This window comes from Empedobacter stercoris (assembly GCF_025244765.1).
In the GTDB taxonomy this organism is placed as follows: domain Bacteria; phylum Bacteroidota; class Bacteroidia; order Flavobacteriales; family Weeksellaceae; genus Empedobacter; species Empedobacter stercoris.
Genome location: NZ_CP104209.1, coordinates 459880 through 485441, shown reverse-complemented (window position 1 = coordinate 485441; position 25562 = coordinate 459880). Strand labels below are relative to the sequence as shown.

Here is a 25562-nt window from a genome sequence, read left to right as displayed (position 1 = left end):
TTTACTGAATCTTAAATGAATTAAGAAGTGATTTTAATTAGATTGTCAGTTTATGAGTAGATTTATTTTCTAAATAATCAATTAACGTTTTAATGAGTTGATTTTCTTTCAAAATGGTTTGATTTCCAATCAAAAATAATTGCTCTTTTGCACGAGTTAAGGCAACATTTAGTTTTCGATCTACATTTCCTTGATCATTCATATTCACCAATGCATTCAATTGCGAATGATACGTTACAGCAAAACTATACAAAATAATATCGCGCTGACTTCCTTGATAACGTTCAACAGTATCCACCGTAATTTGCTCGTAATCTGGAATATTTGCCAATTCTAATTTTTGTTTTATTAGCGCAATTTGATTACGGAAAGGCGCAATAATTCCGATTGTTTTCTTTGGATCAAATTCTTTTTGATTGATTTCGTATAAATGAATAATTTCTTGCACAAATTTGACAATCAAATCAGCTTCTTGCACATTTGTTGATGGTAAATATGGATTTTCGTCAACATTGATAAACGCAAAACGGTTATTGATTATAAATTGATGTAAGTTATTTGATTCATCATGGTGTTCGAATTGTAAATCTGCACGTTGACGATTTAAACTTTGCTTAATCTCATCATTCAAATTTGGAATATCAAAAGCAACATTTAGTTTTCCTTCATAAAAATAATTGTTCGGAAAATCAGCAATTTCTGCGTGCATTCGACCTTGAAAGGTTAGTTGATCAAACGCATTTTCGTAATTGTTTCGTTCACAAAACTCATATAATCGTTCAAAAATGGAGTTTTTACGATTGATTAAGCCAATATTTTCCAACAACTCGTTATTCGTCATTGCTAATTCAGGATTTTGTAAAACGATTGCTGGTAATTGTTTGTGATCGCCAATCATAATAAAACGCTCTGTTTTTGGGAGAATTCCAACAATTTGAGGTTCTAAAATCTGTGAAGCTTCATCAATGATAATCGTGTCAAATTTCTTTAACTTCAGTAGTTCGGTTTTACTTGAAATTGAAGCAACAGTCGAAACGAAAATACGTTGTTTTTGAACGATATCTTGAATTGTTTTTCTCGAAAATTTTTCTCCTTTTTGTTCTAATTCAGTATCTTTTTGCTCGATAATTTTATTCAATAAATTTGGATGAAATTCTGGCGAAGTAGATAGTTCATTCCCTATTCGAATAAACTTTTGTTCAATTTGATCAGAAATAGCCGAATTGATCGATTCGCATAATTCATCAACTGCACGATTGGTGTATGCCAAAAGCAAAATATTACAATTTTGGTTGTCATAGATTTCTTTTACCAATTCTTTGATGATAATCGATGTTTTTCCTGTTCCTGGAGGTCCGTTCAACAAGAAATAATCTTTTGCAGAAAGTGCTTTTTTCAGAATTCGATTTTGTTCATCCGAAAGATTTGCATTAAAATAATCATAATCCATATTATTTCTTGGAACAGATTGTGTTAAAATTAAATCTTTTTTAACTTTAGAAGAATGAATTAATCCATATAAATTTCGATACATCGAAACAAAAGAAGAGTCCATAAAATCTCTCTCTAAAGCCCATTTTCCTGAAGAATCAAACGAATCAAAAAAGTGTGTATTGGGTTGCTGATAGCGGAAACGTAACACAATAAATTCGCGCGAAATACTTTTGATTGTACATTTAAAAACCTGATTTGTTAAAACAGAATCTTTCGATTCATTTCTTGGATAAAGAATACAGATATCACCTTCGCGAATCGAAATAAAATCGTTTGCTGGATTTGTTCGTTTTAATTTAATTTCTCGTTTTGGATCAGAAATATAATTCTCAACGATTTCTAAATCATAAATAATTTCAAAATTATTGTTTTTTTCTTCGAAAGAATTTAACCACAAACTCGCCAAACCGTTGTTAGAAGTTGATTGTCCTAAGCCAAGTTTTGCCATGTATTGCTCTTTTGCAATAAAGTTGGTAAACGAATAAAAATACGCTTTTTCTAACGACGAACTATTTTTTATGGAATAGAGAAATTTATCCAATTGTTCTTCTAAAATTTCTTTGAAACGAGGATGAATTTTTCGTTTGATGAAATTAGCAGGTTTAATTGAATAGACAATTGATTCTATTTCTGTTAACGTATGATTTGCTAATCGGTTTTCGTTGATGATGATTCTATTTCGTAAATCAAAAATTCGTTGAACCCGTGCTAAAGTCGGCACATCAAAGCGTAAATTTCCTTGATAAACTTTTGAATAGAATATATAACCTTCAGTATTTTTCGTGACATCTTTAAACTCTAAATCATACAAAACACCAATGATCTGATAATACAAAAACAACTGCGTTGCATGATTTGGTTTGACACTTTTTCCATCATCCGGAAAAGGCGCACCACCAGATTTTAGTTCTATAATCTTATTTTTTCCTTCAGGATTAATATCCAACAAATCCAAACGCCCTTGAATACCATATTGTTCGCACAAAAAAGAAGGTTCTATTAAGGCGCGATCTAATGAAATATCATAAGTAGGAAAATCTTCTGCCAATACTTTTTGAATACGATTAAAATGACCTTTCGCTTCCTCGTAATATTCTTTGAGATGATCAGGATTTGTTAAATCACTACAAGCGGTATATTCCAACGGATAATTCTTAAAATCATTTTTAAAAATCTCATTGAAATCAGTTTTTTCCATATTCTCAGTCGAAAAATGATCGACTACTGCATTGGCAAAATTTCCTAATCGTATATGTTTGCTATTAGGTGCTTCTTCGTATTTCTTCTGAATATAATGGAACTCTGATGTTCCGTAATCTTGAAAACACTCGGCAATTGCGGAAATATCAACCAAATAATCTGGTTCGAGAATGATAAAGCGTGGGTGATAAATTCCTTCTTCATCAATTGTCGAATTCACTAAATTTAATTGTGCACCAACCCAAAAATTTTCAACAGAAGTAAAGTGTTCATTTACGCCATCTTCATCAATTTGAACCGTAATATTTTCTTCAGTTTCATTATCTTCATGATCACAAATCAAACAATCGCGTTTTATTTCTATGATTTGAACACGTAGTTTTTTAATTCTATTTCGTGTCAGAATCTTATTGGTATAAAATTCTTTTTCAGGAAAATAATAGATAATTTCCGAAGGAATCATTACTTCATATATTGCAGAAATGAATTCTGCAACATATTTATAATGTGTAAAATACTCGTGTTCAGTCGGTTCGTATTTCTCGCTCAAAATTCGTTGAGCTGTTTTTCGGAACGAATGAATTTTAGTAGAGACTTGGAATTGATTACAGATAAACGAAAGTTTCGAGAAAAAGTTAGAAAATTGTAAAGCTTCATTTTTAGTTAATTCAAAGGCAAGATTTTCAACCAAACGCTTTAAATCTAAATATTTAGAATTGATTGGTTTATTGGCAAGCTGAATATTTAAAATTTCATTTAAAAGTTGATTTCCTATTTCTTCTCGATTCATGGCGATTAATTTGAAGCAAATTTAAGGATAATTATATCATTTTTTTGATTTGAAATAGTTCTACAAATCTATTATGATTGTAAGTAAAATATCTGTTTAATATCGTGTATTTGAATTATATTTCTATAAATTCTTACATTAACATAATAAATTAAAATAAACAATATGATATATTTCGCCATAACTATCAAATTTATGCGTTAGGTATTGAGTATATTTGTAGATATTGTTTAAAATTAAATGATGAGTCATCAAGAACATACCAGTAAGATTAGACGAGAAATTGCTGCATCTTATCGAGAACTAAAAGAGGATTATCCAATACTTAAAAAACAGAATACCATCGGATTACTAATATTTACATTCGCTGTAGTTGTTAGTCTTTTTATGGGATATTTATGGTATATTAATGTTATTCCAGCATGGGTTTTAATTCTTGTGAATGCATTCTTATTTGGTGTTTTACACGAATTAGAGCATGATTTGATTCATTTTATGTATTTCAAAAACAATAAATTTGTACATAATTTTATGTTAGCATGGATTTGGATTTTGAGACCTTTAACACTTAATCCATGGTTTCGTAGAACCTTACATTTTCATCACCATAGATTTTCAGGAACATTACACGATGTGGAAGAAAGAGGGGTGACGAATGGTGAAAAATGGTCTTTAAAACGTTTATTGTTTACACCTGATTTAGTTTTAGGAAATCTTTTTCGTGTTAAAGTTTTATTTTCTGATATAAAATCTGAAGTTGATAAAGGAAACCTAAAATTTGAAACGGCTAATAAATTAAAATTATATGGAATTTTTGGATTAATTCCGCTGACTATACTATCTCATGTTATTTTATATTTCTTTTCGATTGATTTAGTTTTAGATTTTCTTGCTACTAAGTTTAATACAAATTTTGTATTTCCTGAAGTGATAAAATCAACGTTGAATTGGTTAAATCCATTTATTTATATTGTTTTATTACCTAATTTATTACGCCAATTTTGTTTGCATTTTATAACTTCAAACCTTCATTATTTTGGTGATGTAGAAAAAGGGAATGTAATTGAACAAACACAAATTTTAAATGTTTGGTGGACATATCCTTTCCAAGTGTTTTGTTTTTTCTTTGGCTGGACACATGCTATTCATCATTTTGTTGTGAATGAAACTTTTTATGTTCGACATATTACTCGAAAAAGAGCACATAAAATAATGAAAGAAAATGGTGTTCGTTTCAATGATTTAGGAACGTTTAAAAGAGCGAATCGTTTTCATTATTAAATATTATAACTTACAAAAACTAAAAAAAAATCCGTCATGTTGACGGATTTTTTTTAGTTTAATAAACTTCTTCTTTTTTGAAGAAAACGGTATCATTTCCTTTCCTAAATTTTAGTTCGGAATAACGAATCGTATAATTATCAATCATTCCGTACGTTTCTAAAATATAATTATCCTTGAAACGATAATTTCTATTTGTTTTATTTCTTGCATTGGCACCTAACTCTTCTTTAAGGCTTAATATTTTTGGAGAAATCTCAAAACGTGGATCAGTTTCTATTCGATTGATAATGATATTTATATCCGTTGAGTCCATAATTAGAATAGTTTGTTGTTTCATCTTTTTGATTCCAGAAATATCTGTCGAAACAATCTTTGGTTCTCCTTTGAATCCAATTCCAGCCTGATGTAGATCAATTTTCAAATCATCTGTAGAATACATTTGACTCCTGTAACCATATTTTACCATTGGAATAACAACTGTAAAAAATAGAGCCAACGAAACAATCATTGCTGCTTTATTGTAGCCAGCCATTCTTAGTCCATAGTAAATAAATGGAACCAAAATTAATAATACAATACCGAAAATAATAACAGCAATTAATCCAGATTCCATTAGCCGTTTATCATGGTTAAAAATTCATCTTCTGTTAAGACTACAACTGTTCCGATTTCCTCAGCTTTTTTTAATTTACTTCCCGCTTTATCTCCGGCAACTAAGAAATTTAAATTTTTAGAAACAGCTGAAATATTTTTTCCTCCATGGTCTTCTACCATTTTCTGCGCTTCGTTTCGAGTAAATTTCGTTAAACTTCCCGTAAATAAAAATGTTTTTCCTTCTAATGAATCGGATAATGGTTTTGCTTCTTCACCAATTTCAAAATTTAATCCATAATCACGTAAGCGCTGAATTAAATTTTGATGTTGTTCTTCCTTAAAATATTCTATAATTGATAGCGCAATTTTTTCTCCAACATCTGGTACAGCAACCAATTCTTCCATAGTAGCAAGCATTAATCGGTCAATATTCTGAAAGTGTTTGACTAATTTCTTCGCAACTGTTTCACCAACATGACGAATTCCGATGGCATATAATACTTTTTCAAAAGGTTGTTCTTTCGATTTTTCAACAGATGTAATAATATTCTGAGCCGATTTTTCGGCCATTCTATCCAAAGGTAAAATAGCCTCTTTTTGTAAGGTATAAAAATCAGCAATGTTGTTGAGTAAATTTGCGTGGTGTAATAAAACTGCAGTTTCCGAACCAATGCTTTCAATATCCATTGCTTTTCTCGAAACAAAATGCTCTAATTTTCCAATAATCTGTGGTTCACAACCATTTTCGTTTGGACAATAATGTTGTGCTTCGCCTTCGTTTCGAATTAGTTCTGTTCCACAAGAAGGACATTCTTTAATAAACTCTATTTCTTCCGTTCCAGGTTGACGTACGTCTGTATTGACACCTACTATTTTTGGAATAATTTCTCCACCTTTTTCAACATAAACTATATCACCAATGCGGATATCCAATTTTTTGATGATGTCTTCATTATGAACAGATGCACGTTTTACAATTGTACCAGCCAACGAAACAGGTGAAAGATTAGCTACTGGCGTAATTGCTCCTGTGCGTCCAACTTGATAATCAATACTTAATAATTCAGTCTCAGCAGCTTCTGCTTTAAATTTATAGGCCATCGCCCAGCGTGGTGATTTTGCAGTATAACCTAATTCATCTTGTTGTGAAAAAGAATTGACTTTAATTACAATTCCATCCGTTTCATAGGGCAAATTTTTACGTTCGATATCCCAATAGTCAACAAAAGCTAAAACTTCTTCCAAGGAAGTACATAATTTAGATGTATGCGGAATTTTAAATCCTAACTCATCCGCGGCTTGTAGCATTTCCCATTGCGTAGAATACGGCAAATTATTTCCAATAAAATAATACGGAAAGCATTGCAAACCACGTTTAGCAACTTCGGTATTATCTTGTAATTTCAATGAACCTGAGGCGGTATTACGAGGATTTGCATACAATTCTAATCCATTTTGAGCGCGTTCTTCGTTAATAGCTGCAAATTTATTTAGCGGTATAGTAATCTCTCCACGCATAAAAAAACGTTCGGGATAATTACCTTTCAATTTTAAAGGAACAGATTGTATGGTACGAATATTATTCGTGATTTCATCACCTTGTGTTCCATCTCCACGTGTTACAGCCTGAGTTAACTCACCATTTTCGTATAAAATAGAAATTGAAGCACCATCGTATTTCAATTCACAAACGAATTCTACAGCTTCGTCAAGCGTCTTTTCAATTCTTTTTTCCCAGTCTTGTAAATCTTCTACTGAGTACGAGTTATCCAACGAATACATTCTAAATTCGTGTGCAATGGTTGGAAAGTTTTTTGTCACCATGCCTCCAACTCGTTGAGTAGGGGAATTAATATCAAAAAACAAAGGATTCTCGTCTTCTAAACGTTTTAATTCTTTTAATTTCAAATCAAATTCGAAATCAGAAATCGTCGGTTTATCTAAAACGTAATAATTATAATTATGCTGAGTAAGCTCTTCTCTTAAAGCTAAAATTTTATCTTGAATTTCCATTCTAAAAATGTTACAGAACAAAGATAAACACTTGAATTTAGACGAACAATTTTTAAAATAATTTGGAATGATTTATATTTAGGAATATTTATTGAAGGGTATATTGAAAATAATTAAGTATGAATAATTTATTAGAAGTTTTAGATACTAAATCAAAGGAATTTGAAAACACAGTTTCTATTGTCACAACTGGAGCTGCAGCAGGAATTGCGATTTCGAAAGCAATTAATAAAGATCAAAAAATTGGTGCAATTGTAGGTATTGGAGTAGGCTTATTGGCTTATGCTATGTTTAGCCCTAAGAATAAATTGAAAAAAGAAAATTTGAAACTTGAAAAACAAATCCATAAAATTGAAAGCAAATTTGAAAAATAATCTATTTTTATACGCAAGTATCTTTTCCTATTTAGGGAGTTTAATCTTGCCTGTACATTTTGTGTTTGAAGATGCAGAAGGTTATTTTGGTTATGTTTATGCTTATTTAGGTTGGATGACATTTCCGTATGTAGATTTTTATTGTTGGTTAGGTAATTTCACCTTATTGTTTTCTTGGATTTTTTATCGAAAAAAAGCAAGTTTATATGCAAGTTTTTTAACACCGATATTAATGTCATTTTATGGAATAAATCATTTCACAGAATTGAATATGTTGGAAGTTCACGAGTACAATTATCCACTTTTTGGATATTGGGTTTGGTTACTTTCATCTATTTTTATGCTCATTTATCATTATAAACGAAATGTTTTAAAAAGTCAAACTATTTAAGTTTGACTTTTTCTGTATTATGAATATGATAATTTGTTCTCGATAACGATTAGATACAATTTAAAAATATATTCTTATAATTTATATATAATTAATTTAATTGAGATATTTAGCGTATTTCAATAAAAAAGTCGGTTAAAAGTGCTTTAAAAATACCCATCTTGAAAGGTTTTTACATTTTATTCCGAATATGATAATTATTCCTCGATAGACATTAGATAATATACAATATTTTCTCTATATATTTATTGAATAATCACAGAAATAACTCTATCAAATAAATGGAGTAATATTTTTTTATTTATAAAAATTTATTAAATTTGATAAAATATTAATCTCTATTAAAACTATGGAGATTATAAAAATAGCCACTTAAAATACTATAAAAACGAATCTATTTATATTAGTAGATTTCATGTGTTAATTTAATTTCAATAACTCAACTTAAGATTTAGGTTGAGTTTTTTGTTTATTTTTACCTTTCATTCTTTTATATGGAAATAGAACAAATTCTGACTCAAATTTCACCAATATCATCAATTTCGCTTCATCAACTAATTGATAAAATTGAATTAATAAATTTCCCTAAAAACTATTCTTTTTTAAATGCTGATAAAATAGAAAAGAAAGTTTATTTCATTAAAAAAGGAATTGTTAGAGCCTATACGATTGATGATGGAAAAGAATTGACATTTTGGTTTGGAAAAGAAGGTGATTCTATTTTGTCTATGAGAAGTTATGTGGAAAATAAAACGAGTTACGAGACGATAGAAACGATAGAAGATTGTGAATTGTACGAAATAAAAATTGCAGATTTACAAGAGTTTTATTTAACCAATTTGGAAATAGCTAATTGGGGACGAAAATTAGCCGAAAACGAATTAATCAAAACAGAAGAACGATTTATTTCGAGACAAGTTGGAACAGCTACAGACCGTTACAGAAAGTTATTAATTGAAACTCCAAGTTTAATTAACCGTGTTCAGTTGGGATATATTGCATCGTATTTAGGTATTTCTCAAGTGACTTTAAGCCGTATTCGTGCCGAAATATAACTGAATAATTTTTTAACATTTGTAAAAAAATAGTTTAATTTTCTGATTCATCTTTGCGAAAAATATAAACAAAATGAATTGGATTTTATTGATTTTAGGAGGATTGTTCGAAGTTGGTTTCACTTCATCTTTAGGAAAAGCGAAAGAAACCACTGGTTCTGAAATGTATATGTGGTATGGCATATTTGGAGTCTGTTTAGTTGCTAGTATGTTTTTGCTGATTAAGGCGACACAGACTTTACCTTTAGGTACAGCTTATGCAGTTTGGACAGGAATTGGAGCGGTTGGAACTGTGTTAGTTGGAATATTTGTATTTAAAGAACCCGCAAATTTTTGGCGAATATTTTTTATTTTCACTTTAATTAGTTCAATTGTTGGGTTGAAATTTGTATCAAATTAAAATGTTTTATACGTGTGTTTGTCTGCCAATATGGCTGAATATTACGAGGTTTTTTCATTAAAATGAAGTGGTATTGTTTTTGAATTAATACCTTCAAAATATACATATGAACAATAATAGAGATTATAGTTTCGAAGAAATTCCTGATAGCTTTCACAATGAGCAAGATTTTTATGCAAAATTTAGAGAAAGATTAGATGATGTTCAGAAATTTCCAGCAGATTATTTATTCAAATTCATTTACCCTTCAAACGAAGAAACAATGAAAAAAATAAAAGATGTTTATGCAGGAACAAATGCAGAATACGAATACAAAGCTTCGAAAAACAGAAAATATACGTCAATTTCGATTAAACTTTATGTTATTGATTCAGAAACTGTGATCAATTATTACAAAGAGATTGCTAAAATAGAAGGCGTAATCATGCTATAATAAAAGGTTGCAGATGCAACCTTTTATGTTTTTTGGAAAGAGTAGGGGAGTTACAATAATTTAGAAAAATCTTTTGATTCTAATAATTCTTTGAAAAATTCATTCGTAAAATCTGTCACTTTTTGATGAACTTTATTTCCACTCGAAATGCGATGAACACCTAATTCGCTAATTATCTTATATGAACTTAATTTTGGTGTAATAAAGATATTTAACGGTAATTCAATTTGATTAATTACATTTTCGATATCAGATTTTTCTTCAATCAAAGGAACAAAAATTCCGTCCGCACCAGCTTCTTTGTATAATTTGGCTCTTTTTAAAGTTTCTTCTAAAGGATTTTCAACTTTTGTTGTATAAGTATCAATTCTGGCATTAATGAAAATATCTTTATTTTTTGAATTTAAATATTCCTTAATAGATTTAATCTTTTTTTCGAGCACAATTTGATTGGATAATTTTCGATTATCATCATCTGTATTTCCATCCTCTAAATTGATTCCGACAACACCAGCATCAACTAATTTTTCGATATAATCATTCAACGTTTCTAAATCCTCAGTAAAACCACTTTCGATATCTGCTGAAACTAAAAGTGATGTAGATTTTGAAATCCGTTCGATTATATACAACATTTCATAAAACGAAATATTTTGACCATCTTCATAACCTAACATATTGGCAATGGCATGACTCGAAGTGCCTACAGCTAAAAAACCGGCTTCTTCGGCAGCTTTTGCACTTATAATATCCCACACATTTGCAATAACAAGTGGGTAATTTTGGTTATGCAATTTCTTGAAATTTTCTAAAGACATAATACTATTTTTTGTGTTTCAAAGAATACATCAATAATCGTTCATTTATTCAATTACAAACACTTGTAAATGTTTGCAAATATTTGTAATTGAATAAAGTGTTGAATATCCGTATTATAATATTAATATATTAAACAGTGTAAATGTATTTAAATTGAAAATTACTTTAGTAAATATAATTGTGCGCAAACTTTTGCATCGGATAATGCTTCATGATGATTCAGTTGTAAATTAAATTTTCTAGCACAATCTGATAGTTTAGTTGGTTTGATTCCTTTCAATTTAAAAATTCTATAAGTACATTCCCAACGATCAGAAAGATTAAGTTGTGAATAGTTTAAACCATAGAATTCCATTGTATGTTTTAGAACAGAACGATCAAAAGCTTCATTATGCGCAACTACAATTTGATTTTGTAAACGGTGTTTAATTTCAAAATAGATATCGTCAAATGTTGGTGCATCAATTGTATCTTCTGGGCGAATACCATGTACCAAAATATTGTGGTAATTATATTGATTAAGAGGTGGTTGAATTAGCGTGTAGTACTCGTCTGTAACCACATTATCAGTTACAGTAACGATTCCAACTGCACAAGCTGAATTGCGATAGTTATTTGCAGTTTCAAAATCAATTGCAACAAAATTTTCCATAGATTATAAATTTAATGTTATAAAATTGATTATTTTTTCGGTTTCAAAAGGAGAAAACCAATTAACTTTTTCATCTTTTTTAAACCATGTCATTTGACGTTTTGCAAATCGTCTTGTATTCTTTTTGATTTCATCTATTGCAAAATCTAATGTTATTTTTTCATCAAAAGAATCAAATAATTCTCGGTAACCAACAGTTTGTAAGGCATTTAATTCTTTCAAATGAAACAACAATTTAGCTTCATTCAACAAACCTTCGTTCATCATAATATCAACGCGACGATTAATGCGATCGTACATTTCTTCGCGAGGAAGTTCTAAACCAATTTTTATTATGTTAAATGGACGTTTGCCTAAATTATTATTTCTGAATTGTGAGAAAGGTTGTCCAGAAGATCGATAAATTTCTAAGGCTCTTGTAACGCGTTGTTTATTGAAAATATCGACTTCGTTAAAGTATTTAGGATCTACCTGTTCTAATTCTTTTTGTAACTTTTCGATTCCAAACTCTTCTAATTCATCATTCAATTTTTCTCGAATAGCAGAATCTACCTCTGGAAAAGTATCAAAACCAACTGTAATGGCTTTTTCATATAAACCAGATCCACCAACCATCACACAAATATCATTTGTTTTGAAGTAGTTATCTAAAAATAATAATCCATCTCGTTCAAAATCACCAACTGAATATTTTTCGTAAATAGAAATATTTTGAATAAAATGATGTTTTACTTGAGCCAATTCTTCGTTTGAGGGAACAGCTGTTCCTATTTTCATTTCTTTGAAAAATTGTCGGCTATCACACGAAATAATTTCGGACTGAAAATGTTTTGCAACCGCTATAGCCAAATTCGTTTTACCAATTGCAGTTGGACCAACAACAGAAATTAACGTTTTATTTTTTTGAATATTTTGCATGCTTTACTATATCAAGCGCAAGATACTTCGATATTTTATGAAAAGAAAAAGCTTCTATTAGAAAATAGAAGCTTTGTGTATGATATAAAAAAATTAGTTGTTGAAGTGATATAGAAAAACTACATCTGCTGTATAAGCAGGTTTTGGATTGTCTTTAATTTCGAAGTTAGCTTCAATTACGACTTTTGCAATTCCTCTTAAGTCAGTTATCTTTTTTAATTTAGCTGTTAATCTTACTTCGCTATCTACTAAAACAGCTTGTCCAAATTTTAAATTCTCAATCCCGTAATTGATTAACATTTTGATATTTCGAACTTCTGCAATTTGATCCCATAAATGAGGAATCAAAGAAAGTGTTAAATAACCATGAGCAATTGTTTTTTTGAAAGGACCTTCATTAGCAGCTTTTTCTGGATCTGTATGAATCCATTGATGATCTAAAGTTGCATCAGCAAAGCGATTGATTTGTTCTTGTGTTATAATGTGCCAATCTGATTTTCCGATTTCTTTTCCTTCGAAAGCTTTGTACTCATCGAAATTATTAATAATTACCATTATTCAGGTTTTTTTGTTTTTAGTATTCTAATTGTTCAAATCTAATGAATAATCGGCAGAAAAATAAATATTCATCTAACAATAATTATGCATGAATAATAAGTATAAAAAATCCGATTCTTAAATTTAAGAATCGGATTGATTTTGATTTATTTAATAGTTTTAATCTACAATCTCTGCATCTTCTACATCTGCATAAACTTGCTGTGTTGATTTCCAAGATAAATATTTTAAGACTTCTTTATTGAAATATTTCATTCCAAAAAGTAAAATCCCAAGGTCATCTATTAAACCAAAAGGTCCTAAAAGTGCTTCTGGAATAAAATCAATTGGAGAAATTATATATAAAGTTGCCAATAAACCTAAAACAATATTTTTCATGTCAGGTTTGTAGTTACCTTTTCTGAAATCGCTTAGCATTGCAAAAAATGCTTTCACTTTTTCGATGAAAGATTTGTCATTTTGAGCTGCCATTGCAGCACCACTAGCGACTTTAAAGAATTTTGATTTTTTCATTTTACAAAATATGTTTTAAAAACGTATTATGTATTACAAAGTACATGCCAATATTTAGTTGTAAACTATTTTTGTAAATCTTGTTCAATTGAAAAAATCCATTCAAATTTCTGGTTTTCAAACTTTTCTTCAGCCAATAAATACAATGTTTTTTCGGTTTCTTCATACTTTACTTTATCCATTGTTGCTGGATTAAATGGAGGTAACTGTTCTATAGCAACCGTAATTTTTTTTGTATTTCCTTTATAATTGATTTCTTTCGAAATTTCTAGTTTATTCATGATCATTTTCTTTGCGGCGTAAATTTACAAAATAAAGGTTTTCTAAGGAGTTCTTAAGAGATAATATTATCTTTGTTTGTATAATACAGAATATAAATGAACGATTTACACGACCAATTAAAAAATTTATTTCCTGATCATATCGCAGAACCAGAAGAAAATCAAGAGGTTGAAAATGAATTATGGATGCAAGATGATCCATTGATATGTAAATACGAAAAACGTAAAGGAAAACCTACCACTGTAATAGAAGGGTACACGGGAGCGGACGAAGATTTTAAACAATTGGCCAAAGAAATAAAGGTCTTTTTGGGGGTTGGAGGCAGTTTCAAAGACGATTCGATCATTATACAAGGAGATTATCGCGATAAAATAATGTCTTACTTGAAGGATAAAGGATTTAAAGTGAAAAGGGTAGGTGGTTAATAAATTCTTTACCATTATTACAGATAAAGATTGTATATTGTATCCTTATTTTTAATTTTAAAATCATGAGTAAAGCAGCATCAGAATTAGTTTTAAATGCAGACGGAAGCATTTACCATTGTAATATAAAACCAGAACATTTAGCTGATACAATTATAACAGTTGGTGATCCAAATCGAGTTGAAAAAGTGTCAAGACATTTTGACACCATAGAGCATATCACTTCTAAAAGGGAGATTGTTACACATACAGGAATGTTGAACGGGAAACGTTTAACGGTTATTTCGACAGGAATGGGAACAGATAATATTGATATTGTTTTCTCTGAATTAGATGCGTTGGCAAATATTGATTTGGAAACTGGAGAGATTAAAAAAGATTTCAGAAAATTATCATTTGTTCGTTTAGGTACTTCAGGAGCTTTGCAAGAAGATATTCCTGTAGATAGTTTTGTAATTGGTTCTCACGGATTAGGTTTAGATGGTCTTTTGCATTATTATGTTGGAAGTGAAGCTGTGATGAATAAAGAGATTGAAGATGCTTTTATCAAACATGTAGATTGGTCACCAAATAAAGCACGACCTTATTTAGTTGGAGGATCTGAAACTTTACTAAATAAATTAGCATCAGAAAAAACAATTCAAGGAATAACAGCTACAGCATGTGGATTTTATGGACCTCAAGGTCGCTTTTTGAGATTGCAACCTAACCCTGCTGATATCAACGAACGTTTGACTTCTTTTAACCTTAATGGATTAAGAATTTCTAATTTTGAAATGGAAACTTCTGCAATTTATGGGTTAGCAGCGATGATGGGACATGAAGCTTTATCGGTGAATGCAATTGTAGCGAACAGAATTTTAGGTGAATTTAGTACAGATTCTTACAAAACGGTCGATGCAATGATCGAGTATTCTTTGGAAAGATTAACAAAGTAATAAATAACAATAATAGAATAGAAAAGCTCGAGAATAGTCTCGAGCTTTTATTGTAGAAGATAATTATATTTTAATTTAAATTCATTAATTCTTTTGCTTGATTGATCGCGGCTTCTGTTAATTCTGATCCAGAAATCATTTGAGCAATTTCTTCTAAGCGCTGTTGCTGAGATAGTTCAATCACATTTGTTTGTGTCGTTTCTTCAACCACTTCTTTGTAAACTTTTAATTGATAATTTCCTTTAGAAGCAACTTGTGGTAAATGTGTAATCACTAAAAGTTGCATATTATCAGCCATCGACTGCATTACTTTTCCTGTTTCGTTTGCAACTTTACCTGAAATTCCAGTATCAATTTCATCTAAAATTAATGTTGGTAAATGTTGATGCGTGGCCAATAATTTTTTGATTGCTAACATCAATCTCGAACGTTCACCACCTGATACAGATTTTTCAAAAATACGTGGTTCCATTCCTTTATTTGCAGAAAATAAAAACAACACTTCATCTTTTCCAGTTGCTGTAAAATCTAAAGTTTCGTTGAGTTGAATCGTTAATTGCGAATTTTCCATTCCCAATTGTGATAAAGTATTCAAAATGTTTTTTCGAATAATTTCAATTGATGAGAATCTATTTTTTCTAATTTTTAAAGCTTGTTTATCTAACTTTTCTGAAATCGCATTTAATTCTTTCGTTAAGTGAATAATTAAATCACTTAAATTATCAAAACCAGAAGTTTGACTTTCTAATTCATCTCGTTTAATAATCAATTCTTCAATGGTGATTACATTGTGTTTGCGTAATAATTTATGAATCAAATCGAAACGATCTGTGATTTCTTGTAAACGTTCTGGATTAATTTCTGTAGATTCGATCAAATGACTCATTTCTCCAGAAATATCTTGTAATTCAATTTTAGAAGAAATTAATCGCTCATAAATCGAATTGTATTGAGAATTATAATCCGAAATTTTATTTAACTTATTACTTGCTTCGTTCAATTGAGAAATAATTCCCATTTCGGGATGTTCTAAAAATTGATAAGTTTCATTTAACGTCGAAATGATTTCTTCAACATTTGTTAATGATTTTATTTCGAATTCTAAATGTTCTAACTCATCATGTTTAAGAGATGCATTGTTTAATTCTTCCCATAAATGCAATTTGTATTCTAAATCCTGTGATTGATTTTCGAGTGAATTCTGCGCATCTTTTATTTTTTTCTTGGTCGAAATATATTGATTGAATACTTTTTTATACTCTTTTAACAATTCTTTATTTTCTCCGTAAATATCCAACATCGATAATTGAAAATCAGCTTCGAAAATTTTTGGTGTATTAAATTGCGAATGTATATCGATCAATAATTCAGATAATTCTTGTAAAATAGAGACTTTTACAGGGGTGTCATTGATAAAAGCACGTGATTTTCCTGAAGGTAACAATTCTCTTCGAAGAATAGATTCGTCTTCATAATCTAAATCATATTCTTCAAAAAAATCATTCAATTCAAGATCTTTAATATTAAAAATTGCTTCAATAATACATTTTTCATCCGCATTTTTCAATGCTTTTAAGTCAGCACGTTCACCTAAAACCAATTTCAAAGCACCTAAAAGAATAGATTTACCAGCACCGGTTTCACCAGTGATTGTTGTCATTCCTTGATGAAAATCAATCTCTAATTGATCGATAATTGCAAAATTATTAACGCGAAGTGTTCTTAACATTTACTTTTTCATTTTATTCCAATACGTATCGTTGTACTTTGGAGCGATAGAATTTAAAATTTCTTTTAATTTTTCGATATTCACTGATGACGTTTGTCCACCTGTAAATACCTGACTAATTTCGCTTTTTTTTGCTGTTAAGAAAAGTTCTAAAGGATAAAATTGAGAATAATTTCCTCTTTGGTAAAATTCTAATTGTAACAAGGTATTTCCGATCGCGTTTTTACCTCTCAACTCATTTTCTGCCATAATATCCAATCCATTTCTGTGGTATTGATAAGTGATGTTACGTAAAGTTGAGTTGTCGGATTTTAGAATATTGTTAATTAATGATGTACGAGATTTTAAACCGTCCATTTCGCTCCAACCAGAAAAATTATTATTCGTTTGACCAAAGTCAGCAATTTTCTTCGCCATTTTGAAATATTCAGTACCACCTTCTTTTGTAAAAGTATCTGCATCATAACCTAATACTAAATACACATAATATGTTATCACATCTGTTAAATTTTTACCACTGAATTTACGATCATTGAATATTAATTCTTCGAATTCTTGGTATTGGAATGTGAAATTATCATCTGATAAATTAAGAACAGGTGTATAATAAGTAGAGTTGAAAACTGGACGACGAGATTGAACTAAAATAGATCCTTTTAATCGATTTCCTTCTCTTTCTTTAATGTTTATAACGAAACTAGCTTCAATTCTTTCGTATGTTTTTAGTCGATCATTTGTCCATTTAGTAGAATTAATAAAGGTTGTCAGTGATTTTTCTAAGGTTTGATACATTTGTGTATTTGAACCCTGAACCATTGAATAATCAACTTTAACATCAGCAATAAGATTCTGGGAAAAAGCAGAAACAGCTAAACATGTTGAAAAGAAAATTGAGGCTAATTTCTTCATTATATTGTTATAATTTATTTAAAATAACAGTCAAAATATCTTTTGCAACTTCAGTTTTTGATTTTGCATCAAATTGTTGCATCGATAAATCTTTGTCAATAATTGTAATTTTATTTGTATTCTTCTGAAAACCGGCTTCTTTATCTTGCATCGAATTTAGAACAATAAAATCAAGATTCTTTTTGGTTAATTTTCTCTTTGCATATTCTTCTTCATTATTCGTTTCTAAAGCAAAACCAACCAATAATTGATGTGTTTTGATTTCACCTAATGATTTCAAAATATCTGGATTCTTAACCAGTTCTATGGTTAAATTATCATCGTTTTCTTTCTTAATTTTTTGTTCAGCCATTTCTTTTGGACGATAATCTGCAACAGCTGCCGACATTACAACAACATCTGCATCAGCAAAATTATCGTGCATCGCTTTGTACATATCACGAGCAGAAACAACATTTATTCGTTCGATAGGATAACCAAGGACAGATTCATGACTAGGCCCACTAACCAACGTGACATTTGCACCAAGATTAGTAGCAGCCTTCGCAATCTCAAAACCCATTTTTCCTGAAGAATAATTACCTATAAAACGTACAGGATCTATGTTTTCGTATGTTGGTCCAGCAGAAACAACCACTTTTTTTCCGTAGAGTGGAAGAGTAGCTGCAATAGAACTTTCTAAAAATGAAATAATATTCTCGGGTTCAGCCATTCTGCCTTCACCTAACAATCCACTTGCCAGTTCACCAGCTTCTGCAGGAATGCAACTATTACCAAAAGATTCTAATTTTGAAATATTTTCTAATGTAGACGGATGTTTGTACATATCCAAATCCATCGCTGGAGCAAAATAAACTGGACATTTTGCAGAAAGATAAGTTGCTAAAACCAAATTATTACAGGTTCCATCTGCCATATGGGAAAGCGTATTTGCAGTGCAAGGGGCAATTATCATATAATCAGCCCAAAGTGCATATTCTACATGATTGTTCCAGTCTCCTTTATCACCGAAAAACTCCCATTCAACTGGGTGTTTGGACAACGTTGAAAGTGTAAGTGGAGTGACAAAATTTTGTGCATCAGGTGTCATAATAACTTTTACTTCTGCACCTTTTTTGATAAGCCCTCTAACAAGAAAAGCGGCTTTATAGGCCGCTATTCCGGCAGTAACTGCCAAAAGAATTTTTTTACTATGTAAAACAGACATTATTTATCCTCATTTGGATTTCTGTAATATACGTCATTGTCTAACCATTCCTTAACCGCAATAGATGTCGGTTTTGGTAATCTTTCGTAGAATTTTGAAACTTCGATTTGCTCTCTGTTTTCAAAAACTTCTTCTAAAGAATCTGTATGTGCAGCAAACTCATCTAATTTCTGAATTAATTCAGTTTTCATTTCTTGGTTAATTTGTTCTGCTCTTTTTCCCATAATTACAATCGACTCGTATAAGTTTCCTGTTTTCTCATCGATTTTATTACGATCATAAGTTTGTGTTGTTGGTGCTGCACCGATATCCTTGAAATTCATAATGAAAGAATTTTTATATATTTTACTATTTATTATTATTTTGCTCTTTGCTTAATTCAGCTTGTTCAGCTTCAATTTTTTTTCTCGACTCTTCTAATTCAGCGAGAATTTTTTTAGTTTCAATTATATCTTTATCAACTTTTTCCATCAATTTATTTGCTTCAGACTTGAATTTAGTTTCTGGATAATATCTTGTTAACAATAGATATTGTGTTCTAGCATCTTGTAAACGTAATTCTTTGTTTTCTAAACGAGAAAAGTTTAACGCTAATTCTGCTTTAGCACGCAAAGAGTACATCATGGCTTCTTCTCTAAATTTAGAATCTGGGTACTCATCAATCATATTATCGAATGACACACCAGCAGCCTTATATTTCATCGTTTTATAATAAACTTTTGAAATTTCGAAAGACTTTAACTCTAATTTCTGTCTAAGCTCTGTAATGTAATTATTCGCATCATTTACATGATTTGATTCTGGGTACGAGTTAATGAAACCTTGTAATTCACTAATCGCTGTATAAGTACTTGTTTGGTCTAAATCATACTTCGGTGAATCTTTGTAATAAGAAAAAGCTGATTTAAATAATGCTTCTTCTGCACGACTATCCATTGGGTAAGATCCTGCAAAACTCTTAAATTGATGACCTGCCAAACGAAAACTTTTTTCGTTAAAGTTCGCTTGCGCCATATTATATGCAATATCAGCTGCTTTTTCCGTTCCTACAAAAGACGTTGAAATTTTTTCGTATAATTCGTTTGCCAAGTCGTATTTACCATCTTGGTATAACTGCGTAGCTAATGTAAAGATTTCGTCTTTATCTGTACTTTTCATCGCTTTGTTGTAGGTCTTGTTACAAGACACTAATGAAGCGCCAATTAAAACTAGTAAGCTTAGTTTTTTAAACATTCTGCAAATTTAATAAAAATTGAGGACTAAAGTATAAAAAATTATTTTCTTATCCTCTTAATAAAATCTCAAAGTTTTGAATTATTACGCTGTTGTGTCTGCGCTTAATGTAACTACATCACGATCAAACAGATATAACCCGCCTTTGTCAGAGCCAATCATTTCTAATTTATCTAAAATATTTCGAGCTAATTTTTCTTCTTCGATTTGTTCAGACACATACCATTGTAAGAAATTGTGTGTAGAATAATCTTTTTCTTCTAATGTTAACCCAACAATTTCGTTAATGGATTCAGAAACAAAACATTCGTGTTTTAATATTGCTGTAAAAACTTCTTTTAATGTAGTAAAATCTTGTTTTGGTTCTTCAATTTGTGGTACAAATGCTTTGCCACCTCTTTCGTTGATGAATTTTATTAATTTTAACATATGCATGCGTTCTTCATCAGCGTGAGCGTATAAGAAATTAGCTGTCCCTTCTAATCCTTTTACTTCTGCCCATGAAGCCATAGCTAAGTATAATTGAGAAGAATCACCTTCTAATTTTATTTGTTTATTCAACGCATTTAATACTGAGTCTTTTATCATGATTTTATTTTTTAGATGTTAGATAATAATTGGTTAATTTTTGTTGTCAAATTATCCGATGCAGGAACTAAAGGTAAACGTGTATAGGGTTTACAAACACCTTTGTTGTCTAAAACAGCTTTAATCCCACAAGGGTTTCCTTCTTCGAAAATAGCACGTGTTATTTCAACAACTTTGTAATGTGCATTATAAGCTGCATCAACTTCTTTGTTTAATGCTTTGCGAATCATCTCTGTAAAGATTGTAGGAATACCTTGACCAATAACAGAAATAACCCCAGAACCGCCTGCTAATGTCATAGGTAAAGCAAATTCGTCGTCACCAGAGATAATGTTAAAATCTTCGCGAGTATTTTTACGAATAATATCTGTAGATTGTAAGAAATCTGGAGAAGCTTCTTTAATTGCAACGATATTTTTAAATTCATTTGCTAAACGAATTGTTGTATCCGCTGTAATATTAGATCCTGTTCTACCTGGTACATTGTACAAAATAATATTTGCATTTGTACTTTCAGCAATTGCTTTATAATGTTGGTAAATACCTTCTTGATTCGGTTTGTTGTAATAAGGTGAAACAGTAAGAATTGCACTATAATCGCTCAAATCTGTTTCCTGATATTCTTTAATAACTTCTACAGTATTGTTTCCTCCAATACCTAAAACCATCGGAACACGATTAGCATTCGCTTTCTTTATTGTTTCGATTACCTTTAGCTTTTCATCTTTTGTAAGCGTTGCAGCTTCAGCTGTAGTTCCTAAAATAACTAAATATTCAACACCACCATCGATACTGTAGTTTACTAATTTTTCTAATGCAGTATAATCTACCGTACCATCTTGTTGAAAAGGCGTAACCAAAGCAACTCCTGTCCCAATTAATTGTTTCATCTTCTATTAAATGTATTAAATCTATTACTAAGTAAATTTCGGAATTATATTTTGAATAGGCAAACTATAGCGATTATCTATAATTGGTCTTAGATAAAATCCAAAATCTTCCAAAAATAACAATTAATTTATAGGTTTAAAATTAAATTAATCGAAGATTGTATGATTTTACTTATAAAAAAAGCCACTCGATTGAGTGACTTTACTATACTTTTTGACTTTAAATTAGTTAAAAGTGTATTTAAATCCTAAAGAAAAACGACCAGCTTCAAAATCTGATTCGTTTGTTAAATTCCACCAAGGTTTCCAATCAAAATGGAAAGCTAAAGGAGCTGATGGAATTTTATATTCTAAACCAGCTTGTGGACGAATTGCAAAGAATGTTTTATCATCAAAATGCCCTCCATCAACAAATGTCAATTGAGGTCCAACTCCTACAAACCAACCTAATCCGTTAGCTCCAGAAAAAGATTGATTATATGTATAATCAGCACCTAAAACAGTAACATGATCACCAAACATTACTTGTACATTACCAGCGTTTTTACCATCAAAAGAGTGTTTAAATTGTGGACCTACAAGTGTTTCTCCGTCTCCTAAATCTACAACAACACCTAAAGCATTTTTATAGTTTTGAGCATTTACTTGAGAAATTCCTAATGCCATTACAGCAACTAATAATACTTTTTTCATTTTATAAATTTTTAGTTCTTTTTTTGTTATGCCAATAGTTAAACAAAAAGCATGCAAATGTTACTTTAATGTTAAATATTAACATTATAAAAACCGATTAGCAAATCCTATAGTACTTTAATTCAATAGTATATTTACTTAATTTAAAATCATTCTAAAATTAGATAAATTACATTCATCTCTATTAAACAGCTAATTTTGTACAAACAAAACAACAATGATTAAAACAGTAATTTTCGATATGGATGGTGTAATTGTCGATACAGAACCTGTACACAAATACGCTTATTTCGAACATTATAAAGAATTGAATATTCCAGTAACAGAAGAATTATTTGCAATTTTTACCGGTCAATCGACAAAAAATGTGTATCAAATTTTAAAAGATAAGTTTGATTTGAAAGAAGAAGTAAATGATTTAGTTTTGAGGAAACGAGCGATTTTTAATGAAGCTTTTGATACAAAACCTGATTTGTATTTAATAGATGGAGTAGAAGAGTTGATTAAAGATTTGTATGCTAATAAAATTGAATTAATCTTAGCTTCGTCTGCATCAAAAAGTACGATTGATCGTGTGTTTAGTCGTTTTCAATTGGATCAATATTTTTCACATAAAATATCGGGTGAAAACTTTCCTAAATCAAAACCTGATCCAGCTATTTTTTTACATGCGGCTGAAATAGCCAAATCAGAACATGACGAGTGCATTGTTATCGAAGATTCTACAAACGGAGTTGAAGCTGCATTTTGCGCAAACCTCTATTGTTTAGGTTATAAAAGCGTCAATTCTAAAAAGCAAAATTTAGAAAAAGCAAATTCGATAGTTGATGATTTTAATCAAATAAATGCAGCCTATATTATTGATTTGAAATAGATTTACGCTAATCAATAATTTTATATTGTTTCATTAAGAAAATGGCATTCATCATTTTGGTAGTGCCTTTTCTTAATTTGTAATCCGAAAAATAATTGTTATCAAAGTTTTTCAATTCAAAACAATAATTGATAATATGAGCAGGATTATCGTTTTCCATTTTCGTTAATTCTAAATCGTGTGTTGCGATAAAACCTATTAATTTCGTTGGAGATTGAATAAGCTTTTCCAAAAATTTTTGCGAACCAATCAATTTATCTTCTGAATTGGTCCCTTTCAAAATCTCATCCAGAATAATAATTTGCGGTTGATTATCCTCCAATCGATCAATTAAAATTTTCAATTTATTGATTTCATTTTTAAAATAAGAATCACCTGAAGACAAATTATCTGCTGTACGGATACTTGTAAATAAATCCATTGGGTAAAATAACATTTTATCTGCACTAACTTTTAAACCGTTCATAGCCAGCACTAAATTCGTTCCAATTGTACGAAGAAACGTGCTTTTTCCAGCCATATTTGCTCCCGTTATAATTGCAATATTATTTGGACGATTTGTCTCAAAATCATTTTTAACAACAGTTTCTTCATTCAATAATGGATGAAAACCATTGTATATTTTTAATTCATAAGGTTCATCTGCAATAGTTGGAAAAGTAAAAGATTTAAACTTATCATTAAATAAAGCAAACGAAACAAAAGCCTCCAGTTTAGCCAATTCATCTAACCAAGGTTTGATTTGATGAACAGTTTTTTGAACTTCATTTTCAAATTTTATTGAATAATTTAATCGCCACAAGAAAAAAGTATTTAATACAAAACCAACAATTGGAAAATTAGCTGCATCTAAGGTTTCTTTGGTCGAAGAAATGGTTTTAATTAATGAAGATGATTTAGTTGGATTTTTAAACGTTGCTTGTATTTCTGAGTTTAGTTTCGATTGAAAAATTTCATCCTCTATATGTTTACAAACTTCGTATAAAGTATCCAATTCATTTGCTTTCATTGTGGTGTATGTAGCCACTCGTTTTAGTTGTTTTTTGTAGACAAACGTAATTGCACTCGAAACGAATACAGCGGTTAATATCCAATAAAAAACTATTACTTTTGGAAAACCAATGAAAGCCAAATAGACAAAACAAAGGATATTGATGGCAGAAACAACACTTGGAATAACTTTCAAAAACTGATTGTTAAATACACGATTTTCAAAAACAAAAATAGAAGATTGATTCATTTTTAATCGTTTCATAAATGTCAAAAATGTCACAATCCAATCTCTTTTTTCAGCTAATTCTGTAAAAGCGTTTTGACGTTCTATAATTTCGGTTTTGTCTAAAATTAAATTCGATAAATAATATTTCAATTGTAAACTACCGATTCGCGTTTGTGTTTTATTGATTCGATTAAAGATTGAATTACCTTCTAAAATATCTAAATCTTTGTTGTAAACATTATTGAATTTAGAATTATCTTCAACAAATTGATCGATAGAATCATCAGTTTTTAGTTGTGAAATTATTTCTAAAGCTTGTGTAAAATAGGTAAGTTGAGTAGAAATCCTGGAAGTAATTACCACCAAAATGATGAAAACCACAAATAATATTGTAGAAATAATTAAATATAAATCATTACTTGAAGTAACATAAAGCGAGAAAAACACAAGTGAACTAATAAACGACAGAAGCCTTACATTGCTTATTTTATTCTTTTTCGATTTTAAAGTGATGAAATCTTGGTTTATTTTTTCTTCTATTTTTAGATATTCTTCCATTATAATATATTTCGAATTAAAGATAGTGGTAAAAACATAAAAGAGCGAAATTTCGCTCTTTTATTATTTTTTAACTTCTTGAAATTGTTTTTCTGTAATTATTCCTTTTTCAACCATTTTAGAAAGCCAATCAATAATTTCCTGCTTTTCTTTAGATTTTAATTGTGAAAGGTTAATTGTTGAATAATTTCCAATATTATTTTCAATTCCATGTTTTTCAGTTACTGCATCCAAATAATCTATATAAGCTTTTTCAAAGTGATATTTTTCTGCCATTATTTTTGAATAAATCATTAAAGAATCTGTTCTACCTTCAAAATTTGAATCTTTTAAATGATAAAATAATTCAGAATAAGCATCTTCATCACCAAGTTTCTTCACTTTTGTAGTAATCGAATCGTAATTGTCAGAAATTGAATTCATTGTTATTACATTCTCATGAATTACAGGTGCAACAATATTGTTTTCTTTTTTACAAGAAAACAATAAAAATATAATAATAAATGAAAATATATTTTTCATTTTAATG

The 25562-nt window shown here is 29.8% G+C and carries 28 protein-coding genes; 9 read left to right on the top strand and 19 right to left on the bottom strand.

Going from position 1 to position 25562, the window contains the following annotated elements; translation table 11 throughout:
* Nucleotides 1–37 precede the first annotated feature (37 nt).
* Nucleotides 38–3484 (bottom strand): AAA domain-containing protein, encoded by a 3447-nt coding sequence (locus tag NZD85_RS02235; RefSeq protein ID WP_260543154.1) that lies wholly within the window; start codon nucleotides 3482–3484, stop codon nucleotides 38–40.
* A gap of 243 nt (nucleotides 3485–3727) precedes the next feature.
* Here NZD85_RS02235 and NZD85_RS02230 point away from each other — a divergent pair, with 243 nt between their 5' ends.
* A complete protein-coding gene (locus NZD85_RS02230) occupies nucleotides 3728–4765 on the top strand; it encodes a fatty acid desaturase (RefSeq protein ID WP_171622101.1) in 1038 nt (345 codons plus the stop codon).
* 58 nt (nucleotides 4766–4823) lie between these two features.
* Here the strand turns inward: NZD85_RS02230 and NZD85_RS02225 are convergent, their stop codons facing one another.
* Nucleotides 4824–5381 carry a hypothetical protein gene (locus tag NZD85_RS02225; protein WP_260543151.1) on the bottom strand — a complete coding sequence of 186 codons (558 nt, stop codon included), beginning with the start codon at nucleotides 5379–5381 and terminating at the stop codon, nucleotides 4824–4826.
* On the bottom strand, nucleotides 5381–7375 hold the full coding sequence (gene ligA, locus NZD85_RS02220) for an NAD-dependent DNA ligase LigA (RefSeq protein WP_260543149.1): 1995 nt from the start codon (nucleotides 7373–7375) through the stop codon (nucleotides 5381–5383). Before ligA ends, NZD85_RS02225 begins: the two co-directional genes overlap by 1 nt.
* Before the next feature lie 119 nt (nucleotides 7376–7494).
* On the opposite strand from ligA, the gene NZD85_RS02215 reads away from it, so the two are divergent.
* The 5 genes from NZD85_RS02215 (at nucleotide 7495) to NZD85_RS02195 (ending at nucleotide 10028) form a co-directional block, all read left to right on the top strand.
* Nucleotides 7495–7749, top strand: coding sequence for a hypothetical protein (locus NZD85_RS02215; protein ID WP_171622104.1), 255 nt, complete (start codon nucleotides 7495–7497; stop codon nucleotides 7747–7749).
* Nucleotides 7739–8140, top strand: coding sequence for a hypothetical protein (locus NZD85_RS02210; RefSeq protein ID WP_260543146.1), 402 nt, complete (start codon nucleotides 7739–7741; stop codon nucleotides 8138–8140). Before NZD85_RS02215 ends, NZD85_RS02210 begins: the two co-directional genes overlap by 11 nt.
* Before the next feature lie 494 nt (nucleotides 8141–8634).
* A complete protein-coding gene (locus NZD85_RS02205) occupies nucleotides 8635–9195 on the top strand; it encodes a Crp/Fnr family transcriptional regulator (protein ID WP_171622106.1) in 561 nt (186 codons plus the stop codon).
* A gap of 73 nt (nucleotides 9196–9268) precedes the next feature.
* Nucleotides 9269–9595 carry a DMT family transporter gene (locus NZD85_RS02200; protein ID WP_171622107.1) on the top strand — a complete coding sequence of 109 codons (327 nt, stop codon included), beginning with the start codon at nucleotides 9269–9271 and terminating at the stop codon, nucleotides 9593–9595.
* Between the two features lie 106 nt (nucleotides 9596–9701).
* Entirely contained in the window at nucleotides 9702–10028 is a 327-nt protein-coding gene (locus NZD85_RS02195) for a DUF493 family protein (protein ID WP_171622108.1), read from the top strand.
* 50 nt (nucleotides 10029–10078) lie between these two features.
* Here NZD85_RS02195 and NZD85_RS02190 read toward each other — a convergent pair whose 3' ends face one another.
* The 6 genes from NZD85_RS02190 to NZD85_RS02165 all read right to left on the bottom strand — a co-directional run bounded on the left by NZD85_RS02190 (nucleotide 10079) and on the right by NZD85_RS02165 (nucleotide 13769).
* Nucleotides 10079–10846 (bottom strand): isocitrate lyase/PEP mutase family protein, encoded by a 768-nt coding sequence (locus NZD85_RS02190; protein ID WP_171622109.1) that lies wholly within the window; start codon nucleotides 10844–10846, stop codon nucleotides 10079–10081.
* 161 nt (nucleotides 10847–11007) lie between these two features.
* Nucleotides 11008–11499 carry a 3'-5' exonuclease gene (locus tag NZD85_RS02185; protein WP_171622110.1) on the bottom strand — a complete coding sequence of 164 codons (492 nt, stop codon included), beginning with the start codon at nucleotides 11497–11499 and terminating at the stop codon, nucleotides 11008–11010.
* A gap of 3 nt (nucleotides 11500–11502) precedes the next feature.
* Entirely contained in the window at nucleotides 11503–12417 is a 915-nt protein-coding gene (gene miaA / locus NZD85_RS02180) for a tRNA (adenosine(37)-N6)-dimethylallyltransferase MiaA (RefSeq protein WP_260543144.1), read from the bottom strand.
* Nucleotides 12418–12510: 93 nt separating this feature from the next.
* Nucleotides 12511–12972: a MaoC family dehydratase gene (locus NZD85_RS02175; RefSeq protein WP_171622112.1), complete on the bottom strand. Its 462-nt coding sequence runs from the start codon at nucleotides 12970–12972 to the stop codon at nucleotides 12511–12513.
* Between the two features lie 162 nt (nucleotides 12973–13134).
* Complete coding sequence (locus NZD85_RS02170) at nucleotides 13135–13488, bottom strand: YkvA family protein (protein WP_260543143.1); 354 nt, start codon at nucleotides 13486–13488, stop codon at nucleotides 13135–13137.
* Nucleotides 13489–13553: 65 nt separating this feature from the next.
* The gene (locus tag NZD85_RS02165; RefSeq protein WP_171622114.1) at nucleotides 13554–13769 is read right to left on the bottom strand and encodes a hypothetical protein; all 216 of its coding nucleotides are present in this window, start codon (nucleotides 13767–13769) and stop codon (nucleotides 13554–13556) included.
* Nucleotides 13770–13865: 96 nt separating this feature from the next.
* Here NZD85_RS02165 and NZD85_RS02160 point away from each other — a divergent pair, with 96 nt between their 5' ends.
* Together NZD85_RS02160 and NZD85_RS02155 are read left to right on the top strand one after the other, a co-directional pair.
* On the top strand, nucleotides 13866–14195 hold the full coding sequence (locus tag NZD85_RS02160; RefSeq protein WP_171622115.1) for a translation initiation factor: 330 nt from the start codon (nucleotides 13866–13868) through the stop codon (nucleotides 14193–14195).
* 65 nt (nucleotides 14196–14260) lie between these two features.
* Nucleotides 14261–15133: a nucleoside phosphorylase gene (locus tag NZD85_RS02155; RefSeq protein WP_260543140.1), complete on the top strand. Its 873-nt coding sequence runs from the start codon at nucleotides 14261–14263 to the stop codon at nucleotides 15131–15133.
* A gap of 70 nt (nucleotides 15134–15203) precedes the next feature.
* Here the strand turns inward: NZD85_RS02155 and recN are convergent, their stop codons facing one another.
* From recN to NZD85_RS02115, 8 genes are all read right to left on the bottom strand, one after another.
* Entirely contained in the window at nucleotides 15204–16862 is a 1659-nt protein-coding gene (gene recN / locus NZD85_RS02150; RefSeq protein WP_260543138.1) for a DNA repair protein RecN, read from the bottom strand.
* Entirely contained in the window at nucleotides 16863–17771 is a 909-nt protein-coding gene (porD, locus tag NZD85_RS02145; protein WP_260543136.1) for a type IX secretion system protein PorD, read from the bottom strand. It lies immediately after the preceding gene.
* 7 nt (nucleotides 17772–17778) lie between these two features.
* Nucleotides 17779–18978: a bifunctional phosphopantothenoylcysteine decarboxylase/phosphopantothenate--cysteine ligase CoaBC gene (gene coaBC / locus NZD85_RS02140; RefSeq protein ID WP_260543134.1), complete on the bottom strand. Its 1200-nt coding sequence runs from the start codon at nucleotides 18976–18978 to the stop codon at nucleotides 17779–17781.
* On the bottom strand, nucleotides 18978–19301 hold the full coding sequence (locus NZD85_RS02135) for a DNA-directed RNA polymerase subunit omega (protein ID WP_019973784.1): 324 nt from the start codon (nucleotides 19299–19301) through the stop codon (nucleotides 18978–18980). Before NZD85_RS02135 ends, coaBC begins: the two co-directional genes overlap by 1 nt.
* 25 nt (nucleotides 19302–19326) lie before the next feature.
* Complete coding sequence (locus NZD85_RS02130; protein ID WP_171622534.1) at nucleotides 19327–20211, bottom strand: outer membrane protein assembly factor BamD; 885 nt, start codon at nucleotides 20209–20211, stop codon at nucleotides 19327–19329.
* An 84-nt stretch (nucleotides 20212–20295) separates the two neighbouring features.
* A complete protein-coding gene (locus NZD85_RS02125; RefSeq protein ID WP_188320031.1) occupies nucleotides 20296–20799 on the bottom strand; it encodes a ferritin in 504 nt (167 codons plus the stop codon).
* A gap of 11 nt (nucleotides 20800–20810) precedes the next feature.
* Complete coding sequence (gene dapA / locus NZD85_RS02120; protein ID WP_260543132.1) at nucleotides 20811–21689, bottom strand: 4-hydroxy-tetrahydrodipicolinate synthase; 879 nt, start codon at nucleotides 21687–21689, stop codon at nucleotides 20811–20813.
* Between the two features lie 225 nt (nucleotides 21690–21914).
* Nucleotides 21915–22382, bottom strand: a complete 468-nt coding sequence (locus NZD85_RS02115) for a hypothetical protein (RefSeq protein WP_260543130.1) — start codon at nucleotides 22380–22382, stop codon at nucleotides 21915–21917.
* Nucleotides 22383–22599: 217 nt separating this feature from the next.
* Between NZD85_RS02115 and NZD85_RS02110 the strand changes: the two genes are divergently transcribed.
* The gene (locus NZD85_RS02110) at nucleotides 22600–23256 is read left to right on the top strand and encodes an HAD family hydrolase (RefSeq protein ID WP_260543128.1); all 657 of its coding nucleotides are present in this window, start codon (nucleotides 22600–22602) and stop codon (nucleotides 23254–23256) included.
* 7 nt (nucleotides 23257–23263) lie between these two features.
* Here NZD85_RS02110 and NZD85_RS02105 read toward each other — a convergent pair whose 3' ends face one another.
* Entirely contained in the window at nucleotides 23264–25033 is a 1770-nt protein-coding gene (locus NZD85_RS02105; RefSeq protein ID WP_260543126.1) for a MutS-related protein, read from the bottom strand.
* Between the two features lie 63 nt (nucleotides 25034–25096).
* Nucleotides 25097–25555 (bottom strand): hypothetical protein, encoded by a 459-nt coding sequence (locus NZD85_RS02100; RefSeq protein WP_260543124.1) that lies wholly within the window; start codon nucleotides 25553–25555, stop codon nucleotides 25097–25099.
* Nucleotides 25556–25562 lie beyond the last annotated feature (7 nt).

Bases quoted from the DNA above. Each gene is read 5' to 3' on its own strand.
- NZD85_RS02235 (WP_260543154.1), bottom strand. From the start codon at position 3,484: ATGAATCGAGAAGAAATAGGAAATCAACTTTTAAATGAAATTTTAAAT.
- NZD85_RS02230 (WP_171622101.1), top strand. From the start codon at position 3,728: ATGAGTCATCAAGAACATACCAGTAAGATTAGACGAGAAATTGCTGCA.
- NZD85_RS02225 (WP_260543151.1), bottom strand. From the start codon at position 5,381: ATGGAATCTGGATTAATTGCTGTTATTATTTTCGGTATTGTATTATTA.
- ligA (WP_260543149.1), bottom strand. From the start codon at position 7,375: ATGGAAATTCAAGATAAAATTTTAGCTTTAAGAGAAGAGCTTACTCAG.
- NZD85_RS02215 (WP_171622104.1), top strand. From the start codon at position 7,495: ATGAATAATTTATTAGAAGTTTTAGATACTAAATCAAAGGAATTTGAA.
- NZD85_RS02205 (WP_171622106.1), top strand. From the start codon at position 8,635: ATGGAAATAGAACAAATTCTGACTCAAATTTCACCAATATCATCAATT.
- NZD85_RS02200 (WP_171622107.1), top strand. From the start codon at position 9,269: ATGAATTGGATTTTATTGATTTTAGGAGGATTGTTCGAAGTTGGTTTC.
- NZD85_RS02195 (WP_171622108.1), top strand. From the start codon at position 9,702: ATGAACAATAATAGAGATTATAGTTTCGAAGAAATTCCTGATAGCTTT.
- NZD85_RS02190 (WP_171622109.1), bottom strand. From the start codon at position 10,846: ATGTCTTTAGAAAATTTCAAGAAATTGCATAACCAAAATTACCCACTT.
- NZD85_RS02185 (WP_171622110.1), bottom strand. From the start codon at position 11,499: ATGGAAAATTTTGTTGCAATTGATTTTGAAACTGCAAATAACTATCGC.
- miaA (WP_260543144.1), bottom strand. From the start codon at position 12,417: ATGCAAAATATTCAAAAAAATAAAACGTTAATTTCTGTTGTTGGTCCA.
- NZD85_RS02175 (WP_171622112.1), bottom strand. From the start codon at position 12,972: ATGGTAATTATTAATAATTTCGATGAGTACAAAGCTTTCGAAGGAAAA.
- NZD85_RS02170 (WP_260543143.1), bottom strand. From the start codon at position 13,488: ATGAAAAAATCAAAATTCTTTAAAGTCGCTAGTGGTGCTGCAATGGCA.
- NZD85_RS02165 (WP_171622114.1), bottom strand. From the start codon at position 13,769: ATGAATAAACTAGAAATTTCGAAAGAAATCAATTATAAAGGAAATACA.
- NZD85_RS02160 (WP_171622115.1), top strand. From the start codon at position 13,866: ATGAACGATTTACACGACCAATTAAAAAATTTATTTCCTGATCATATC.
- NZD85_RS02155 (WP_260543140.1), top strand. From the start codon at position 14,261: ATGAGTAAAGCAGCATCAGAATTAGTTTTAAATGCAGACGGAAGCATT.
- recN (WP_260543138.1), bottom strand. From the start codon at position 16,862: ATGTTAAGAACACTTCGCGTTAATAATTTTGCAATTATCGATCAATTA.
- porD (WP_260543136.1), bottom strand. From the start codon at position 17,771: ATGAAGAAATTAGCCTCAATTTTCTTTTCAACATGTTTAGCTGTTTCT.
- coaBC (WP_260543134.1), bottom strand. From the start codon at position 18,978: ATGTCTGTTTTACATAGTAAAAAAATTCTTTTGGCAGTTACTGCCGGA.
- NZD85_RS02135 (WP_019973784.1), bottom strand. From the start codon at position 19,301: ATGAATTTCAAGGATATCGGTGCAGCACCAACAACACAAACTTATGAT.
- NZD85_RS02130 (WP_171622534.1), bottom strand. From the start codon at position 20,211: ATGTTTAAAAAACTAAGCTTACTAGTTTTAATTGGCGCTTCATTAGTG.
- NZD85_RS02125 (WP_188320031.1), bottom strand. From the start codon at position 20,799: ATGATAAAAGACTCAGTATTAAATGCGTTGAATAAACAAATAAAATTA.
- dapA (WP_260543132.1), bottom strand. From the start codon at position 21,689: ATGAAACAATTAATTGGGACAGGAGTTGCTTTGGTTACGCCTTTTCAA.
- NZD85_RS02115 (WP_260543130.1), bottom strand. From the start codon at position 22,382: ATGAAAAAAGTATTATTAGTTGCTGTAATGGCATTAGGAATTTCTCAA.
- NZD85_RS02110 (WP_260543128.1), top strand. From the start codon at position 22,600: ATGATTAAAACAGTAATTTTCGATATGGATGGTGTAATTGTCGATACA.
- NZD85_RS02105 (WP_260543126.1), bottom strand. From the start codon at position 25,033: ATGGAAGAATATCTAAAAATAGAAGAAAAAATAAACCAAGATTTCATC.
- NZD85_RS02100 (WP_260543124.1), bottom strand. From the start codon at position 25,555: ATGAAAAATATATTTTCATTTATTATTATATTTTTATTGTTTTCTTGT.